At 38.8% G+C, this 16,822-nt stretch carries 18 protein-coding genes; 1 reads left to right on the top strand and 17 read right to left on the bottom strand.

What is annotated here, in order from left to right; all coding sequences use genetic code 11:
• Positions 1–55: 55 nt before the first annotated feature.
• The 12 genes from AAHB15_RS15920 to AAHB15_RS15865 form a co-directional block, all read right to left on the bottom strand.
• A complete protein-coding gene (locus AAHB15_RS15920) occupies positions 56–901 on the bottom strand; it encodes an ATP-dependent DNA helicase (protein ID WP_342042782.1) in 846 nt (281 codons plus the stop codon).
• A gap of 48 nt (positions 902–949) precedes the next feature.
• The gene (dinG, locus tag AAHB15_RS15915; protein ID WP_342042781.1) at positions 950–3,748 is read right to left on the bottom strand and encodes an ATP-dependent DNA helicase DinG; all 2,799 of its coding nucleotides are present in this window, start codon (positions 3,746–3,748) and stop codon (positions 950–952) included.
• Positions 3,749–3,868: 120 nt separating this feature from the next.
• Positions 3,869–4,252, bottom strand: coding sequence for an aspartate 1-decarboxylase (panD, locus tag AAHB15_RS15910; protein ID WP_335572833.1), 384 nt, complete (start codon positions 4,250–4,252; stop codon positions 3,869–3,871).
• A gap of 27 nt (positions 4,253–4,279) precedes the next feature.
• Positions 4,280–5,128 carry a pantoate--beta-alanine ligase gene (gene panC, locus AAHB15_RS15905; RefSeq protein WP_335572832.1) on the bottom strand — a complete coding sequence of 283 codons (849 nt, stop codon included), beginning with the start codon at positions 5,126–5,128 and terminating at the stop codon, positions 4,280–4,282.
• Positions 5,125–5,961, bottom strand: coding sequence for a 3-methyl-2-oxobutanoate hydroxymethyltransferase (panB, locus tag AAHB15_RS15900; RefSeq protein ID WP_335572831.1), 837 nt, complete (start codon positions 5,959–5,961; stop codon positions 5,125–5,127). The genes panC and panB overlap by 4 nt, the downstream gene beginning before the upstream one ends.
• A gap of 401 nt (positions 5,962–6,362) precedes the next feature.
• On the bottom strand, positions 6,363–7,340 hold the full coding sequence (locus tag AAHB15_RS15895) for a biotin--[acetyl-CoA-carboxylase] ligase (RefSeq protein ID WP_335572830.1): 978 nt from the start codon (positions 7,338–7,340) through the stop codon (positions 6,363–6,365).
• On the bottom strand, positions 7,325–8,524 hold the full coding sequence (locus tag AAHB15_RS15890) for a CCA tRNA nucleotidyltransferase (RefSeq protein WP_342042780.1): 1,200 nt from the start codon (positions 8,522–8,524) through the stop codon (positions 7,325–7,327). The genes AAHB15_RS15895 and AAHB15_RS15890 overlap by 16 nt, the downstream gene beginning before the upstream one ends.
• 10 nt (positions 8,525–8,534) lie before the next feature.
• Entirely contained in the window at positions 8,535–9,662 is a 1,128-nt protein-coding gene (gene bshA, locus AAHB15_RS15885) for an N-acetyl-alpha-D-glucosaminyl L-malate synthase BshA (RefSeq protein ID WP_335572828.1), read from the bottom strand.
• A complete protein-coding gene (gene bshB1 / locus AAHB15_RS15880) occupies positions 9,650–10,375 on the bottom strand; it encodes a bacillithiol biosynthesis deacetylase BshB1 (RefSeq protein ID WP_335572874.1) in 726 nt (241 codons plus the stop codon). The genes bshA and bshB1 overlap by 13 nt, the downstream gene beginning before the upstream one ends.
• Positions 10,362–10,784 (bottom strand): methylglyoxal synthase, encoded by a 423-nt coding sequence (gene mgsA / locus AAHB15_RS15875; RefSeq protein WP_335572827.1) that lies wholly within the window; start codon positions 10,782–10,784, stop codon positions 10,362–10,364. Before mgsA ends, bshB1 begins: the two co-directional genes overlap by 14 nt.
• Before the next feature lie 10 nt (positions 10,785–10,794).
• Positions 10,795–11,598: a 4-hydroxy-tetrahydrodipicolinate reductase gene (dapB, locus tag AAHB15_RS15870; RefSeq protein WP_098530425.1), complete on the bottom strand. Its 804-nt coding sequence runs from the start codon at positions 11,596–11,598 to the stop codon at positions 10,795–10,797.
• Between the two features lie 4 nt (positions 11,599–11,602).
• On the bottom strand, positions 11,603–11,947 hold the full coding sequence (locus AAHB15_RS15865) for a nucleotide pyrophosphohydrolase (protein WP_335572826.1): 345 nt from the start codon (positions 11,945–11,947) through the stop codon (positions 11,603–11,605).
• A gap of 195 nt (positions 11,948–12,142) precedes the next feature.
• Between AAHB15_RS15865 and AAHB15_RS15860 the strand changes: the two genes are divergently transcribed.
• A complete protein-coding gene (locus AAHB15_RS15860) occupies positions 12,143–13,015 on the top strand; it encodes a YitT family protein (RefSeq protein WP_335572825.1) in 873 nt (290 codons plus the stop codon).
• Positions 13,016–13,046: 31 nt separating this feature from the next.
• On the opposite strand, the gene AAHB15_RS15855 is transcribed toward AAHB15_RS15860, so the two are convergent.
• The 5 genes from AAHB15_RS15855 to qcrB form a co-directional block, all read right to left on the bottom strand.
• Positions 13,047–13,724 (bottom strand): zinc metallopeptidase, encoded by a 678-nt coding sequence (locus tag AAHB15_RS15855; RefSeq protein WP_144562984.1) that lies wholly within the window; start codon positions 13,722–13,724, stop codon positions 13,047–13,049.
• Positions 13,725–13,781: 57 nt separating this feature from the next.
• Entirely contained in the window at positions 13,782–14,576 is a 795-nt protein-coding gene (ypjB, locus tag AAHB15_RS15850) for a sporulation protein YpjB (protein WP_335572824.1), read from the bottom strand.
• Positions 14,577–14,638: 62 nt separating this feature from the next.
• Entirely contained in the window at positions 14,639–15,235 is a 597-nt protein-coding gene (locus tag AAHB15_RS15845) for a DUF1405 domain-containing protein (protein WP_335572823.1), read from the bottom strand.
• A gap of 76 nt (positions 15,236–15,311) precedes the next feature.
• Complete coding sequence (locus tag AAHB15_RS15840; RefSeq protein ID WP_335572822.1) at positions 15,312–16,088, bottom strand: menaquinol-cytochrome c reductase cytochrome b/c subunit; 777 nt, start codon at positions 16,086–16,088, stop codon at positions 15,312–15,314.
• Between the two features lie 58 nt (positions 16,089–16,146).
• Entirely contained in the window at positions 16,147–16,821 is a 675-nt protein-coding gene (qcrB, locus tag AAHB15_RS15835; RefSeq protein WP_098530418.1) for a menaquinol-cytochrome c reductase cytochrome b subunit, read from the bottom strand.
• Between the last annotated feature and the right edge of the window lies 1 nt (position 16,822).

Raw genomic sequence — 16,822 nt, 5'->3', positions numbered from 1 at the left:
TGTGTTATCAATCTTCATTAAATTAGAAAATTTTTTTCACTTTTTGCGAAAAGAGCTATTCCCCTTCCTTTAGGGGAATGGTAATAATCTCATAATTTGATTCCGTAAATTTAATGGTGACTGTCCCATGTTTTTTTGTAAAATACACTTCAGACCATATACCTTGCAGGTCACGCAGCAAATCCTGATCCAGTTGATCTTCCTCTGCTCCGAACAGAATTGATATTTGTGGATTTAGAGTTTGAATCAACTGATCAGATAAGGAGTCTTTTGTAAGAGTGTAAGGTATTTTAAAAACATGGATATCTTCCAAGTTCTTAGCTAATAATGCTTGTTCCGCCCGTTGACTGAAGGAAGTCATCAAAAAGAGGTTATGCTTAAAAAAGCGCAGCATCAAATCCATGCCTTCATTTTTTTGATTTCCAAGGAATTGAACATATGCAAACATTTCAGGCAGGATTTCTTTCTTTGTCCCTTCATTCCAAATCGTAATGGGTATTTGATTTGACTTTTCTCTAGTTAATAACGAAGAAACTTCGGGCGTGGTGACAATTTCTTTAATATTATATTTTTTCCATAACTTGCCTATTTTCTCAATCGAAATCTTTTCACCATTATTCGTAAGAATTAACGTAGAGAGTTCCTTTACATTATAAAGAGAAAGCCATCCTTCTAACTCAGATAATTCTCCTTGCCCTCCGATATTAATTAAAATATTTTCTCCATTTGGACCCTGTACAAGCGTCGCTTCACCAGTAGTCAGGCCTAAAAAGGTAACTGCCGCTTGATGCTCTGCTAATTTCACATCAATTTTTTCAACCTCTGTAGGCAAAGTCGTTTCTGCTCTTACCGCCATGCTGCTTGGAATCAATAAAGCCAAAATCATAAGCAATATTCTCATACACATTCCTCCCAGATAGTTATAGGATGTGCCTTTTTCCAAATTTTATCATAACCATTTTTGGATAAACCCCGCTAATTCCTCCATTTTTCCCTTTTTGACTGGAACGGAAGGTATTGATTGCAAAAAGGACTTTCCGTACTGCGTGGTAACGATTCTTCTATCAAATACAATGATTACCCCTCGATCTGTTTCGGTCCTAATTAGCCGGCCAAAGCCTTGTTTAAAACGAAGTATGGCTTCTGGTAGTGAATAATCAGAAAAAGCATTCCTTCCCTGCTGGACAATCAACTGACACTTTGCCTCTGTCAAAGGTTCGTCAGGAGGGCTAAATGGCAGCCTGACAATGACAAGGCAAGATAAGTCTTCTCCTGGAATATCGACGCCTTCCCAAAAGCTGCTGGTTCCTAACAAGATGGCCTTTTCATAGCGCTTAAAATTTCTTGTCAGTCTTGAACGACTTCCACTTGAAATACCTTGAGCAATTAATACATATTCATTAAGAAAACCACTTTCCTTAATTAGCTCGTACGTTTTTTTTAGCATGTCATAAGCAGTAAAAAGAATTAGCAGCCTTCCTTTTGTTGCCTCAGCTATAGTAATGATATGTTCTGTAATAGCGATTACGTATTCTTCCAGTGATACAGATTTGATTTCTGGTAAATCATCAGGGATAAGAAGTTGAACCTGGTCTTTATACACAAATGGTGAGGGAATACTCACTTGAACTGTAGAGTTTGCCTCAAGGCCAATTTCTCTCATGATATAATCAAAAGAACGATTCACCGTTAGGGTTGCTGAAGTTAGGATTACCGCTTTCTTGGTTTCGAAGAACTTCTCCTTTAACTGCATCGCAATAGTAGCTGGCTGAGCCAAAAATGTTGTCACATTTTGCGGTGAACGGGTATCCATTTCAATCCACTTTACTTCTTTTGAATCCTTGATAAAACAGCTAATCAATATGTTTCGCAATTCATCAAGCTCCGCTGCAAATCCAGAGACATCCTCCACTTTATTAAGCTCAGGGATTGATAATGAATCTTTCTGGGTTTTTAACCAATTAATTCGGCTGTCAATAGCATTGAGTACATCCTTAATCAAAAAGGACATTCTCTCGGCACTGTGGACAAGTGCTTTTCTTTCTCTGCAAGAGCCTGTTGTAGTAAAACGAACTTTTATCCGATTTATCCCTTTTTTATTAGCTGCCTTGGTTTTTGCATATAGGGCCATTAATTTAAAAAACTCATCCATCTCGTAATGTAGATCTAAAATGAGCTGATTTAATTCAAAGGAAGTAAAAAACTTTTTTCCTGATGAAGGAAGTCGTGATATCAGCTGTTCCATTTCATAAAAGAGTTGTTTTTGCTCATAAGTTCCAAATTGACTAATTAGCAATCGGGTTGACAAATAGTCCAATGAATAGCCAAAGAACCTACTCGCAACTTTCTCTAAATGATGACCTTCATCAATCACTACATAATCAGATGCAGGTAAAATGGAACCCGCACCTTTAATATCGCTTAATAATAATGAATGGTTTGTAATAATGATATCAGCCGAGTTTGCATTCCTTATTGCTTTTTGATAAAAATCCCTTTCTTGCCAGCCCTTATCCTCAAATAATATCGAGGGTTCTTCCTTTATTTTGTTCCAATATAATTGGCCTCCACTTGATAGATTCAATTCATCCCTATCACCAGTTTCCGTCTCCGTTAACCACACTAGGATTTGCATTTTCGTTAAGGTAGTATCATAATTATCGTTTTCATCCATTAACGTTTGGTGAAATTTTTCTAAATTTAAATACTGATTTCTACCCTTTAACAGAACGGCATCTATCTTAAATGGAAGAATGTTTTTCAAAAAGGGAATCTCTTTGTTTAAAAGTTGTTCCTGTAGTTGAATAGTATGGGTACTGACGATGATGGGCCGTTTGTTTTGCTTGGCAAAATACGCTAACGGCAAAAGATAACCAAGCGACTTACCTACACCAGTTCCGGCCTCAATCAGTGTATGCCTTGAAAGTTGCAGGGATTGATAGACGGTATCCATCATTTTAAATTGCCCCACTCGCTTTATAAAAGGCTTAAAGCCGTGACGGATGATTTCAACCTTTTCTTCCTCACTTTCAGGATATTTACACTCTTCTTTATTTAAGATATCGGTTTCCTTTTCAGTATGATTCTTCTTGAACGCAATATCGTTTACAATTTCTATAGAAGCTAAAATGTTTGAAGCTTCAAATGTATCCATCATGTCTTCGAGAAACAACTGCAGGTCACTCTTTAATCCCCCAGATAACTGAGTTAACTGTCTAAGAGTAACTGTCGGCAATAAAGATAGACGTTTCAATAGGATTAAAAAAAGTTCCGCTGTCACCAAGGCATCACTATCTGCCTGATGCGGCCTGTCATGGGTAAGTTTCTCTTTCTCTGCCAAATCTGAAAGCTTATAGCTGTCAGCTGTTGGATAGAGAATTCTTGCCATCTCCACGGTGTCTAAGACAGACCCATAAAACCCTTCTGATCCTGCTTGGAGTAATTCTTCTTGAAGAAAGGATAAGTCAAATAATACGTTATGAGCAACAAAATAGGCCCCTTCTAACAAAGATTGAACCTTTTCGGATATTTCGGTAAATAATGGTGCATCCTTGACCATTTCATCATTAATTCCAGTCAGTTCTTCTATAAAGACTGGAATTGGTTTTTGTGGATTGATCAGCGAGGAGAACTGTTCTGTGATTTTTCCGTTTTCTATCACTACAGCCGCAAATTGAATAATTTTATCACCCTTTTTTGGTGTATTACCCGTAGTTTCTAAATCAATCACAACAAATTTATTTAACATTTGTTACACCCCAAACCTTCGTTCATTAAACGGCAACATAACTTTTCCATAATGATTTAAATTCTACCACTGTCTAGAGGATTTTTAAAATAATAAAAAAATCCCCAAAAAATGGGGACCTTACATAATGGTATGTGCTGGTTCTGCATGTAGAAGATCTTTAATCCGATTGTTCTCATCCATTATAGCTACTTTTGGTATATGGGTTTTAACTTTTTCATCCGGTACCAAAGCATAAGAAATAATGATCACCGTATCACCTACTTGAACAAGGCGAGCAGCCGCACCATTTAAACAAATTACTCCGCTGCCTCTTTTACCTGGAATAATATATGTTTCTAACCTAGCACCATTATTATTGTTCACGATTTGTACCTTCTCATTGGCTGCCATTCCAACAGCATCAATAATATCTTCATCTATTGTAATACTTCCAACATAGTTTAAATTAGCTTCAGTTACAGTAGCACGATGGATTTTGCCATTCATCATAGTACGAAACAAGTTTATTCCTCCTCTAGTGAAACTCTACTAATCTATTTGAATAATAATATTGTCGATTAACCTTACCTTCGAAAATTTCACAGCAACAGCAATTATAAAGGAACCTTCTATTTTTTCCAATGGTTTTAATTGTGGATAGGAAAGTATTTCGACATAATCAATTTTCCCAATAGACTCATTTGTAACCAGTTCCTTAATTCTATTAGTTACAACAGCCGGATTTTTTTCACCATTGTCAATTGCATTCTTTGCTTCTTGCAGGCTTCTATATATTACGGGAGCCTGTTGTCTTTCTTCCGGTAATAAGTTAACATTTCGTGAACTCTTTGCCAACCCATCCTCTTCACGAACGATTTCAACCGGTATTAACTGAACTGGAAAATTAAAATCGGAAATTAATCCATCAATCACTGCAACTTGCTGGGCATCTTTCTTACCAAAATAAGCACGTGTAGGCATTATGATATGAAATAACTTGGTAATGACTGTAGCAACACCGTCAAAATGACCAGGCCGTGATTTCCCGCATAACACATCAGTTCGTTCCTGAACAACCACTTTAACCGATGGCACTTGTGGATACATTTCTTCTACTGACGGATAAAAAAGATAGTCTACCTTTTCTCCTTCAGCTAGGGCACGGTCTCGTTCAAAATCACGGGGATAAGTAGAAAAATCCTCTTTCGGACCAAATTGTAATGGATTGACAAATATACTCAACACAACGATATCATTTTCTTTTCTTGCCTTAGAAATAAGTGTTAAATGCCCCTCATGGAGAAAGCCCATAGTTGGGACAAAGCCGATGGATTGTCCCAACCCTTTACGGTTAACTATTTCATCCTGCATCTCTTTAATGGTAGTTATGACCTTCATTTTTTACCTCCATAAAGAACTTTCAGTTCCTCTTCCTTCATGGTAAAAGAATGTTTATCTTCAGGGAATTGATTATTTTTCACTTCAGACGTATAGGCTTGAATCGATTCAATCATAAACGGATTTACGGAATGGTATTGCTTCACGAATTTAGGCACCCTTTCGACACCATAACCTAAAATATCGTGATAAACTAAAACCTGTCCATCTACATGCATCCCTGCTCCAATACCAATCACAGGGATTGAAATCGATTTAGCTACTTCCTTAGCCAGCTGTTTAGGCACACATTCAAGGACAATAGCAAATGCACCGGCTTCCTCAACCTTCTTTGCATCATTTAACAACTTTTGGGCCGCATGTGCATCTTTTCCCTGCACCTTATAACCGCCTAATACGCCAACAGATTGCGGTGTTAAACCTAGATGTCCACAAACAGGAATACCAGCTTGTGTCAAAGCAAAAATCTTTTCTAACACGCCATCTGCTCCTTCGAGTTTCACGGCATGGGCCCCAGCATCTTGCATCATCCTGCCTGCATTAATGAGGGTATCTCTAACGGAGAGGTGATAGGCTAGGAATGGCAGATCTGTCACGATAAAGGTATCTTTTGCTCCTCGTTTTACTGCTTTTGTATGGTGAATCATATCTTCCATCGTTACAGGGATGGTTGAGTCATATCCTAGAACAACCATTCCAAGTGAGTCTCCAACCAGGATCATGTCAACTCCGCCCTGTTCCGCTTGTTTTCCAGATGGGTAATCATAAGCGGTAAGCATGACAATTTTTTCATTGTTTTCTTTCATTTTTAAGAAGTCAGTGGTATGCTTCATCATTATTCCCTCCTTTAATATTGGGAGAGGTGATAAAACGCCAATAGAGAGCAAATAAAAAAGATCCTTCTTAAGGCAGAGGATCTCATCATTACTCATGTGCATTTTCATCCCTCTGTCCCGGTCCGTTATACGGATCTAGGCAGAAACCTTTTTAAATTGTAGTATTCCTAAAAGGGTGCAGTTCTAAGGAGATACTGCCCAAAGAAATTATAGCATGTTATAAGAAAAGCGCAAGCGCCTTGTTTAGGGGCGACAGGCATAAGACGAGCCGGCTAGATGGCTGCTTTTTAGCCTTCTTGACGGATTGGCTTATGATCCCGAGCCCCTAGGCGCTGGAGCTGGACAACAGAAAAGCGCAAGAACTCTTTGGTTCTTGCGCTGACAAAAGTATCTAATTTTTATATCTCAATGTCTGCTGAATAAATATGGTGAATAAACCCTGTCTTATCCTCCAATTTTAAAACACCATCATCGGTTATTCCAAGTGCTTTTCCTTCAATGACATTGGTTAGAGTTCTTGCCTTGAGGATTTTCCCGATGCTAACAGCATATCCTTCCCATAAAAGTTTGATGGGGAAAAATCCTTGCTCTAAATAAAGCAAATATAATTTTTCAAAATGCTTGAAAACACTCTTTATTAATTCAGCACGAGAAATGGGAGCGCCGTATTCAATCGAAAGGGAGCTAGCGGTGTCATGAAGCTCGGACGGGAAGTCCTCTCTTTTTTGGTTGACATTAATCCCTGTACCAATAATGACAGAATGAATCCGATCTGCCTCTGCCTGAAGCTCTGTTAAAATACCCGTTATTTTTTTACCATTCAGTAAAATATCATTTGGCCACTTGATTACAGGCTGTAAATTTGTGACTTCTTCAATTGCCTGTACGATGGCCACTGCAGTTAATAGAGTCAACTGTGGGGCTTTTGTTAAGGGAATATTCGGTCTTAGAATTAAACTCATCCAAATACCACTATACTTTGGTGAATGCCAGCTTCGGTTCAATCTTCCTTTACCTGACCGCTGTTCTTCGGCAATCACAACGGTCCCTTCTGGCACACCTTCATTTGAAAGGTGGTGAGCAATTTTTTGAGTAGACTCTACACTTTCTTCATAATGAATATTCTTTCCGATAAAGTTAGTTATTAGGCCAAGTCTAATCTCATCGGCTGTTATTCGCTCCGGTGTTTTAACAATCCGATATCCCTTATTTCTAACGGCTTCCAATGTGAAGCCTTCTTTTCTTAAGTCCTCCATATGCTTCCAAACTGCCGTTCTTGAGCAGCCAATTAATTCTGCTAAATACTGCCCTGAGAGAAAGGATTCGCCAGCATCCGTGAAGGCATCGAGCAGTTTCTTCCTTATTTCTGACTGCACCTGATCAGCCACTCCTTAATCTTTTCTTTGTCGTTTTGGATGTCCCCCGCTAATATGGCACACTCAATTTTTAAAAGTGTATCTTTTAACCATGGTCCTCCTTCAGATTGGAACCATTCGATAATATCTCTGCCCGTTACATCCATATTATTGCGTTGTTTGATTGGCAGCTCATCATAAATCTTTAGCCAATATGATAGAGAATCCTCCTCGGTATGACCTTTTAGAACACCATAAAGCTTTTCTGTAGAGCTAACGGCGTTTCTCCCCGCTGAATATAAGTCATTGATTGACCATTCCCGCTCCATCCTTTTTTCTAAATAAATCAAGATTTGTTGAATCTCTTTGATTTCTTTAACAGGAAGCTTCCATTCTCGTAAAAAGACCTCAACTGCTTTATCTTTTATTAAAAAAGTGAATAGCAGTAATGACCACATTTCTAGTTTATTTAACCCTTTAAACGGATAGCAGATTACTTTTTCCAGTTGACTTTTATGGTTTTTTAAGCCTGGCAGATACGCATATAATTGAGTTTCAAGTAGTATCCTAATGGCATTGTTACCATTTTCCCCAACCAACATCTTTTCAAACTCTGCTCTAATTCGTTCTACCGCTATGTTTTTTAATAATGGAACTAGCTTAGTTAATGCTTGAAGGGTTTCTTCTTCAATTGCAAAAGACAACTGACTGACAAATCTTACAGCTCTCATAATCCTTAAGGCATCTTCCTGGAAACGCTCTTTAGCAGATCCTACAGTCTGGATTACCTTATTCTGAATAGCAGTTTGCCCATTAAAAGGGTCAATAAGCTGTCCATTTCGATCCATTGCGATCGCATTCATGGTAAAATCCCTGCGCTTCAGATCATCATCAAGTATTCGTATAAAAGAGACCTCTTTAGGTCTACGATAATCTTGATATTCTCCCTCTGTCCTAAAGGTGGTAACCTCGTAAGATCTGTTCTGATAAAGAACCAGCACGGTTCCATGTTCGATCCCAATATCGACGGTTCGTGAAAATATTTCTTTCACTTCATTCGGTGTGGCCGATGTAGCAATATCTACATCGCTGATTGGCCTGTTTAAAAGATAATCTCTTACAGAGCCGCCTACAAAATAGGCTTGAAAACCAGAAGCCTCAAGCTTATTAATAATAGGAATGGCTGATAAAAAGGGCTCGTTCATCTCATTCACCTTAATTCAATAGCTTCCAGTATAACTGCTCATATTGTTCAACGATCCTGTCTGCCCTAAATTTTGTTTTAACTGTGTCCAATGCCTTTAAAGACATTTTTTGATGAAGGTCGAAATCGCTAAGAAGTGAAATAGCTTTTCGTGAAATATCCTCGAGATCACCAACTTCACAAATATACCCAGAAACACCCTGTTCGATAACTTCCGGAATACCTCCAACATTTGTACCGATACAAGGGACACCGCATGCCATAGCCTCTAGGGCAACAAGACCAAAGCTCTCTTTTTCAGATAATAGCAGCATTAAATCACTAATAGAATATAGTTCCTCTAGATTCTCTTGTTTTCCTAGGAAGATAACCTTTTCTTCTAGAGAGAGTTGTCTTACCAGTTTACACACTATTGTCATTTCAGGACCATCACCTACCAGCAGTAATTTAGCCGGCATGACGGCAGAAATTTTGGCAAAAGTTTTTATGACGTCATTAACTCTTTTTACAGGGCGAAAATTAGAGACATGAATAATTACCTTTTCATCATCTTTAATTTGTAATTGCTCTTTTAAGGATGTAACTGCAGTTTTATGATAAATCCTTTCATCAATAAAATTGTATACCGTTTCGATCTGCTTATCAGGATTGATTAGCTCATAAGTTTGATTCACTAAAGCAAATGAAACTGCAGTAACAATATCTGATTTTTCAATCCCGAATTTAATCGCATCTGTTAAGGATGGGTCGTACCCTAAAACGGTTATATCCGTACCATGTAAGGTTGTGACAATCTTTATATCCCGAGTTGACATTTGTTTTGCCAATATCGCACAAACGGCATGAGGAATTGCGTAATGAACATGAAGGATATCTAAATTCTCACGATTAGCAACTTCCGCCATTTTACTGGCTAATGCTATATCATAAGGCGGGTATTGAAATACCGAATATTGATTAACTTCCACTTGGTGGTAATGGATATTATGATACATCTTATTTAAACGAAAAGGGAGACTTGAAGAGATGAAGTGAATTTCATGCCCCTTTTCAGCCAGCATTTTTCCTAATTCCGTTGCTACCACTCCCGACCCGCCAACAGTCGGATAGCAGGTAATTCCAATTTTTAGTTTCCGCATGGTTCTTCTCCTAGTAAATCATGTTTCAAAACAAGCGGAACCTTTGTCTTAAACCCCTCAGCATAAGACACTCCAACAAGTTTTCCAAACATTCTTTCCCTTGACTCGACCGTTTCGATATAATCATTCACAAGCGGTGTTTGAACACTTTCAGCTGTTAATTCAAACTGACTTCTATAGGCCCTTAAGGAGGCCAGCTTTTTATCAATCACTGGTGTAATATCAACGGTAAAGTCAGGTTTATGAAATCCATTAATCATATAAAAATACAGCTTTTGCACGCGATGTGGTTCGTTCCATTCTGAGGTACGGTATTTTTTTATCCCGGCAGAAAATACAGCTTCCTCCACGATCCGGGCACAGTTTCCATGGTCAGGATGCCGATCTTCCCCATAGGGTGCAAACACAATTTGCGGCTTGTATCTTCGAATCATCTCCGCAACCTTTTGAATATACTCTTCTTTTAAGAATAACCCTCTATCTGGAAAACCTAGCGAAGTTCGGACAGATACACCTAAAATATCTGCTGCTCTACTAGCTTCCTCTTTTCTTAACACTACATTCCCATTGGAAGAGAGATCAGCATCAGTTAAATCACAAATACCAATTCGTTTTCCTTCTTCCGCAAATTTCGCAATGGTACCAGCCATGCCGATTTCAACATCATCAGCATGCGCACCAAATGCTAGGATATGTAATTTATTTAGCTCCATTAACATCACCATTCTCTTTAGCTACATTTCTCCATTCCAATAATCCCATTTCTAACCCTCTTATGAGCAGTTCAGCAGTACCCATATTAGTAGCCAAAGGAATAGAATAGACATCACAAAGTCTAACTAAAGCCGTTACATCTGGTTCATGAGGCTGAGCGGTTAATGGATCCCGGAAAAAGAAAATGGCATCCATTTGATTTTTGGCAATCATCGCACCAATTTCTTGGTCTCCTCCTAATGGTCCTGATTTAAAACGGGTTACATCTAATCCTGTAGCCTCATTAACCCTAGAGCCTGTCGTTCCAGTGGCAAATAAGGTATGTTTGGCAAAAATACCTTTATAGGCTGTTACAAATTGAACTAAATCATTTTTCTTTTGGTCATGTGCTATTAATGCTATATTCATATCCTTGCCCCTAATCTAATATATTTTCAAGTCCATAAACAAAAGTATTATTTTTCATAACGGTTTCAACTGCAACCTTAACACCTGACATAAAGGACCCACGGTTATAGGAATCGTGACGAATTGTTAAAGTCTGCCCGTCAGAACCAAATAAAACCTGTTGATGGGCAATCAGTCCAGGTAAACGAACAGAGTGAATATGCATTCCATCGTAGTCGCCGCCTCTTGCTCCTGTAATGGTTTCCTTTTCATTTGGATGCCCCTGTTTTTTTCCTTCCCTTACAGCTGATATCATTTCGGCTGTTTTTACAGCAGTACCTGATGGTGCATCAAGCTTTTGGTCATGATGCATTTCAATGATCTCAACATCAGCAAAGTATTTAGCGGCCATTTGGGAGAATTTCATCATAAGTACTGCACCCACTGCAAAATTTGGTGCAATGATACAGCCAAGTTCTTTCTCTAAGCACAGCCCCTCTAGCTCGTCCAAATCCTGTTTGGTAAATCCAGTTGTCCCGACAACAGGCCGAACATGATGTTCAAGAGCTGTTTTTGCGTGGTACATGCCCACTTCTGGTGTCGTTAAGTCAATTAAAACATCCGCTTCGATATTTTGCAGGCATTTCTCAATGTCAGAATAAACTGGAACACTTGGAATCGATTGAAATCCTTCAACATCACTCAGCATCATTCCATCATTCTTGTGATCGACAGCAGCAACTAATTCAAAGTGTTCTGTATTAGTGACTAACTTTACCGCTTCACTACCCATACGACCGCGCGGGCCTGCAATTACAATTTTAATCGTATTCATTTCCTCACTCCACACTTTCTTGATCAATTCTAGTCCATCTGTTTTTATCTCTTGTATTAAATTTATTCATTACATAATCATGAGCCTCTTCCAAATCTATGTTTAAGGAATTAGCAAAACAAATCATTACAAAAAGGAGATCCCCAAGTTCTTCTTCAATTGCTTTCTCAGTTTCCGTCGACTTTTTCGGTTTTTCTCCATAAAAATGGTTTACTTCTCTTGCCAGTTCACCAAGCTCCTCCGTTAGTCTTGCAAGCATGGCGAGCGGGCTAAAATATCCTTCTTTAAACTGGCTTATGTATGTATGTACTTCCGCTTGAAGGTCCTTCATTTTTTTCCCTTTAGTCATTTCTCCACCTCATTTTCATAAACGGGTTATTTGCTCTTATTAATATACCTTTTAATGTTAGCTAAATTACGCTTGATTTACAAATGTTTTCGCTTTAGCCAAGCGGTTTTCCTCCTTCTCATTGCTCTTAATATCCTAATTGGTTATAATTAGAACCGCCATTATAGAGAAATAAAGGAAGAGGTGACAATTATTATGATTTTGGGACTAAAAATAAAAAATATTCTTTTTATCCTCATAGGTTCTGCTATTATGTCATTTGGTCTTGTTAATTTTAATATGCAGAATAAGCTAGCGGAGGGTGGATTCACAGGGATCACACTTCTTTTCTATTTCCTGTTTAAATGGGATCCATCTTATACGAACTTAATCCTTAATATTCCTTTGTTTTTTATAGGTTGGAAGCTATTGGGCCGGAATGCTTTTTTATACACCATCCTAGGAACGGTCGGGGTTTCGATTTCTTTATGGATATTTCAACGCTATACGATCGAAATGCCTCTAGAACACGATCTAACATTAGCTGCATTGTTTGCTGGAGCTTTTACAGGGATTGGGCTAGGGATTATCTTCCGATTTGGAGGTACAACTGGCGGCGTTGATATTATTGCTAGGCTCGTCCAAAAATATGCTGGCTGGAACATGGGAAAAACAATGTTTCTATTTGACGCGTGCGTTATTGCCATATCCTGGTTTACATATTTAAATTATAAACAAGCAATGTACACGTTAGTAGCTGTTTTTGTCGGTGCCAGAGTAATTGATATTATTCAAGAAGGAGCCTACTCAGCGAGGGGCGCTATGATCATATCGGATCAAAACGAGCAAATAGCGGCGAAAATAATGGCCGAAATGGACCGCGGCGTAACTGCGCTTAAAGCGTATGGCTCATATACAAAAAATGAGCGTGAGGTGCTATATTGTGTAGTAGCTAAAAATGAAATTATCCGGCTAAAGAATTTGATTACCTCAGTAGACCCACATGCCTTTGTCTCTATCTCCGTGGTCCATGATGTCCATGGTGAAGGTTTTACCCTTGATGAAAATAAAATGCCGATTGGCGATTAAAAAAATGTCCCCACTTTTGTGAGGACATTTTTTAATCGTCATTTCTATTCATTCCTGTAAAAATCAAAACAAGTCTTAGTAATTCTAAAACTGCTACCGCCGCTGCGGCTACATAAGTAAGGGCTGCTGCGTTTAATACCTTCCTAGCTTCTCTCTGTTCACGATTACCAATTAATCCAAGAGAAACGACCTGATTCATGGCCCTGTTTGAGGCATTAAACTCAACTGGCAGGGTAACCAGTTGAAAGAGAACTGCTGCCGCCATAAAGACAATCCCAAGCAAAAGTAACCCGCTTAAATGAGCAAAGATACCAATCATTATCAGAATCCATGATGCATTTGAACCTAGATTCGCAACCGGTACTAATGCGTGACGGAACCTGAGGAAAGCATACCCTTGACCATCCTGAATGGCATGTCCACATTCATGGGCAGCAACTGCAGCTGCTGCAATGGAGTTCCCATGATAATTTTCTGGTGAGAGACGGACGGTTTTGTTTCTAGGATCATAATGGTCACTTAAAAAACCTCGCCCCTCCTCAACCGCTACATTAAAAAGGCCATTTGCATTGAGGATTTCCCTAGCAATATCAGCCCCTCTTCGATAGGTTGATGTTGGAACACGTGAATATTTGGCAAAAGTATTTTTTACTCTCATTTGCGCCCACAAAGGAATTAAAACAATAATTGCAAAGTAAATAAGATACATAATGACCTCCAAATCAGCCCGTGATGTTATTAGCATATGTTTAGCCGATTAGACACGTCAATCCTTTAAGTCTCTGGATCGATTCTTCTTGGGTTCTTTATCTCCCTGGTACTTTCTCCAGCCTACATAGGATAATGTCATAATAATAATACTACCAGTCGAAATAATTACCCACCATAATGATGGATCTGCTTCATCTTCTTCCATATTGGCGAAAAGATTTTTTAGGTCAGTGTCAAGTGCCTCAAGCTCTTGCTGGCTTTTTGCGTCACTAACTACTTGTGATCGATATTCATTAATAAAATCAATACGTGCATCTAATCTTTGAATATTTTCCACAGGTACATCTATTTTCATACTCGGATAAATGACATTATATAAGGATAAAAAGGTGTTAAAATTTGTATGAAAATGGGCCGCATCCCCCATTACGGCTGCTTCTTTTGCCTGGTGAAACGCAGTCATTATTTGATCTTCCATTTCTGTCCATAAAGGCTGATGACTCGTTGCTAATGCATCGATAACAAGACGGAACTTCGTTAGTTTATTTAGTCGTTCTTCATATTTCATGTTGGGACTAACTGCAGCTTCCATTGCTTCATCATGGGAGGTATTAACAATTCTAACCTCATCCATTGATAGTGGTTCTTCTGTCCCTTTAATACTCGTAAACTGGTCAGAAAAATAATCAAGCATTTTTTTGGCATCTTCATATCTTTGAAACTTCACCATTTGGAGAGCTTCATCAGAGATATCATCGAGCTTCTCCATTGGCGATTGCTGTTCGGCATAAACAGTTATGGGAGTCAGCATCATGATCATTGTTAAAAAGTATAACCATTTGACTTTCAAACCTTGTCCCCCCTTTCATTACTAATAAAATGTATGTAAGGCTGGACAAGGTTAGACCATCTTCAACTATTAATTTTTAGTTTAAAGCGACCAGGTCTGATGGCTAAATAATAGGCAAGGCCAATCGAGATACAAGAAAGCCAAAATGTAAAATAACCAATTTGCGGTATATATTTATCTAGCATTTGATAACTTGGCAGCATGAAGAAAACATAATCAATCACATCATTGTGAAGTGTCCAAATCGCAGTCACAATTAAGTGCCACCCCTTAATGCGATAGAATGGTGCATATAAAATCCCTTGGACGGCCATCGCAAAGTGAGAGAAAATTAGCATGTACCCGACCCAGTCCAGTTCTCCTTGCACAATAAAAACAAGTATATTCATAACAACTGCCCATATCCCATATTTAAATAAAGTCACGATCGCTAGTGCTTCGATTAACGGCCAATTTCTTTTAAGCAAAAATGCCAGCAGGGCAAAGACAAAAAATAAGCTGGCTGTTGGACTATCAGGTACAAACGCAAGAAAAACCGGTGGTGTTTCTTTTAATTGCCATCCGTACCAGTAATATCCGTAAATAGTCCCCGCAATATTTACTAGAAGTAATAGCTGCAGCACAGATCGATTAGACAGGAGAGGGTAAATCCACCTCACGCATACTCCCCCCTTTCATTTGAGTCTTCATCAAGAAAAAAGCTGACGATTCCCCGTCAGCTTTTAATTCATTCAATTATTTTTTACCAAGACCAGAGATATATTCAGATAACGTTTTAAGTTCAGCGTCGGAACCCTTAAAAACACCTGCTGGCATCTTTCCGCCTTTACCTTGTTTAGCAATCTTAGCCACTTCTTCAGCAGATAAGCCTGTACCAATTAGAGTTGGCGCACCAGCCCCGCCTTGGAAGCTATCACCATGACAGGTAATACACGTATTTGCACTAGCAATTTTATATCCTGCGCTTGTCTTGTCTATTTCAACCTTTGCGACAATTTTACCTTGTCGTTCTGCAGCTGCCCAGTCATGTGTTGCAACAGACTGCCATGTTAAGAACACGGTAGCTGCGAGAGCTAACAACATAAACCCTGTTGCCAATGGTCGCTTTCTAGGACGGCGTTCAGGACCCACATCAAGGAACGGTGCTAATAATAACCCTCCAAATGCTAATCCAGGCATAATCATTGCACCAATAACTGTATATGGACCAGATGCGAATGAGTATTTTAATAATTGATACAAGAACAAGAAATACCAGTCTGGTAATGGAATATATCCAGTATCCGTTGGATCCGCTATCCTTTCAAGCGGAGCCGGATGGGCTACTGTTAAACATAAATAACCGACAAGGAATACAGCTCCTACCATCCATTCTTTCAAGAGAAAGTTAGGCCAGAATGCTTCTGTTTTACCAGGATATTCAGAGTAATCTTTCGGAAGTTTTGGTGTACGCATTTCTGGTGCTGGAACACGTGAATCACCAACAAACTTCATACCTTTACCGCGATGCATTGAGCAATCCCCTCCTTTTTTCTGTAATAACACTTACAATGTCAGAAAAAAACTGATTTTAAAGCGGTCCAGAGATACCTTGTCTGCGAATCATGATAAAGTGTGCTGCCATTAACCCAAACAGCACTGCAGGCAAGAAGAACACATGGATCGCAAAGAATCGAGTTAATGTTTGAGCGCCAACAATATGTTCATGTCCTGCAAGTAAAACTTTCACGTAAGAACCAATGAACGGTGTTGCCTCAGCAATTTGCAGACCTACTTTTGTAGCGAACAGCGCTTTCATATCCCAAGGTAATAAATATCCCGTAAAACCTAATCCCAACATGACGAAGAAAATAAGTACTCCGACAATCCAGTTTAATTCACGAGGTTTTTTATAGGCACCTTGGAAGAAGACGCGTAACGTATGTAAAAACATCATTACAAGTACTAAACTGGCTCCCCAGTGATGCATTCCACGTACGATTTGTCCAAATGCAACTTCATTTTGCAGATAATAAACCGATTCCCAAGCGTTTTTAATATCCGGCACATAATACATAGTTAAGAACATACCGGAAAGTATTTGAATAACAGTTACAAAAAATGTCAGACCACCAAAGCAATAAACAAACGCTGAAAAGTGATGCGCAGGGTTTACATGCTCGGGTACTTCATGGTCCGCGATATCGCGCCACAGCGGCGTAATATCTAAACGTTCATCTACCCAATCGTAAATTTTGTTTAACAAT

The organism is Bacillus sp. OTU2372 (assembly GCF_038440275.1).
Taxonomy (GTDB): Bacteria; Bacillota; Bacilli; order Bacillales; family Cytobacillaceae; genus Neobacillus; species Neobacillus bataviensis_B.
The sequence above is the reverse complement of the archived record's forward strand: the minus strand, read 5'-3'. Positions and strand labels throughout refer to the sequence as shown.

What these genes read in the sequence shown, in the direction of transcription:
- AAHB15_RS15865 (WP_335572826.1), bottom strand. Translation starts at nt 11,947, where the DNA reads ATGACTAAAGGGAAAAAAATGAAGGACCTTCAAGCGGAAGTACATACA.
- panB (WP_335572831.1), bottom strand. Translation starts at nt 5,961, where the DNA reads ATGAAGCATACCACTGACTTCTTAAAAATGAAAGAAAACAATGAAAAA.
- panC (WP_335572832.1), bottom strand. Translation starts at nt 5,128, where the DNA reads ATGAAGGTCATAACTACCATTAAAGAGATGCAGGATGAAATAGTTAAC.
- mgsA (WP_335572827.1), bottom strand. Translation starts at nt 10,784, where the DNA reads ATGAATATAGCATTAATAGCACATGACCAAAAGAAAAATGATTTAGTT.
- AAHB15_RS15920 (WP_342042782.1), bottom strand. Translation starts at nt 901, where the DNA reads ATGAGAATATTGCTTATGATTTTGGCTTTATTGATTCCAAGCAGCATG.
- AAHB15_RS15890 (WP_342042780.1), bottom strand. Translation starts at nt 8,524, where the DNA reads ATGAACGAGCCCTTTTTATCAGCCATTCCTATTATTAATAAGCTTGAG.
- AAHB15_RS15860 (WP_335572825.1), top strand. Translation starts at nt 12,143, where the DNA reads ATGATTTTGGGACTAAAAATAAAAAATATTCTTTTTATCCTCATAGGT.
- dinG (WP_342042781.1), bottom strand. Translation starts at nt 3,748, where the DNA reads ATGTTAAATAAATTTGTTGTGATTGATTTAGAAACTACGGGTAATACA.
- bshA (WP_335572828.1), bottom strand. Translation starts at nt 9,662, where the DNA reads ATGCGGAAACTAAAAATTGGAATTACCTGCTATCCGACTGTTGGCGGG.
- bshB1 (WP_335572874.1), bottom strand. Translation starts at nt 10,375, where the DNA reads ATGGAGCTAAATAAATTACATATCCTAGCATTTGGTGCGCATGCTGAT.
- dapB (WP_098530425.1), bottom strand. Translation starts at nt 11,598, where the DNA reads ATGAATACGATTAAAATTGTAATTGCAGGCCCGCGCGGTCGTATGGGT.
- AAHB15_RS15840 (WP_335572822.1), bottom strand. Translation starts at nt 16,088, where the DNA reads ATGCATCGCGGTAAAGGTATGAAGTTTGTTGGTGATTCACGTGTTCCA.
- AAHB15_RS15855 (WP_144562984.1), bottom strand. Translation starts at nt 13,724, where the DNA reads ATGTATCTTATTTACTTTGCAATTATTGTTTTAATTCCTTTGTGGGCG.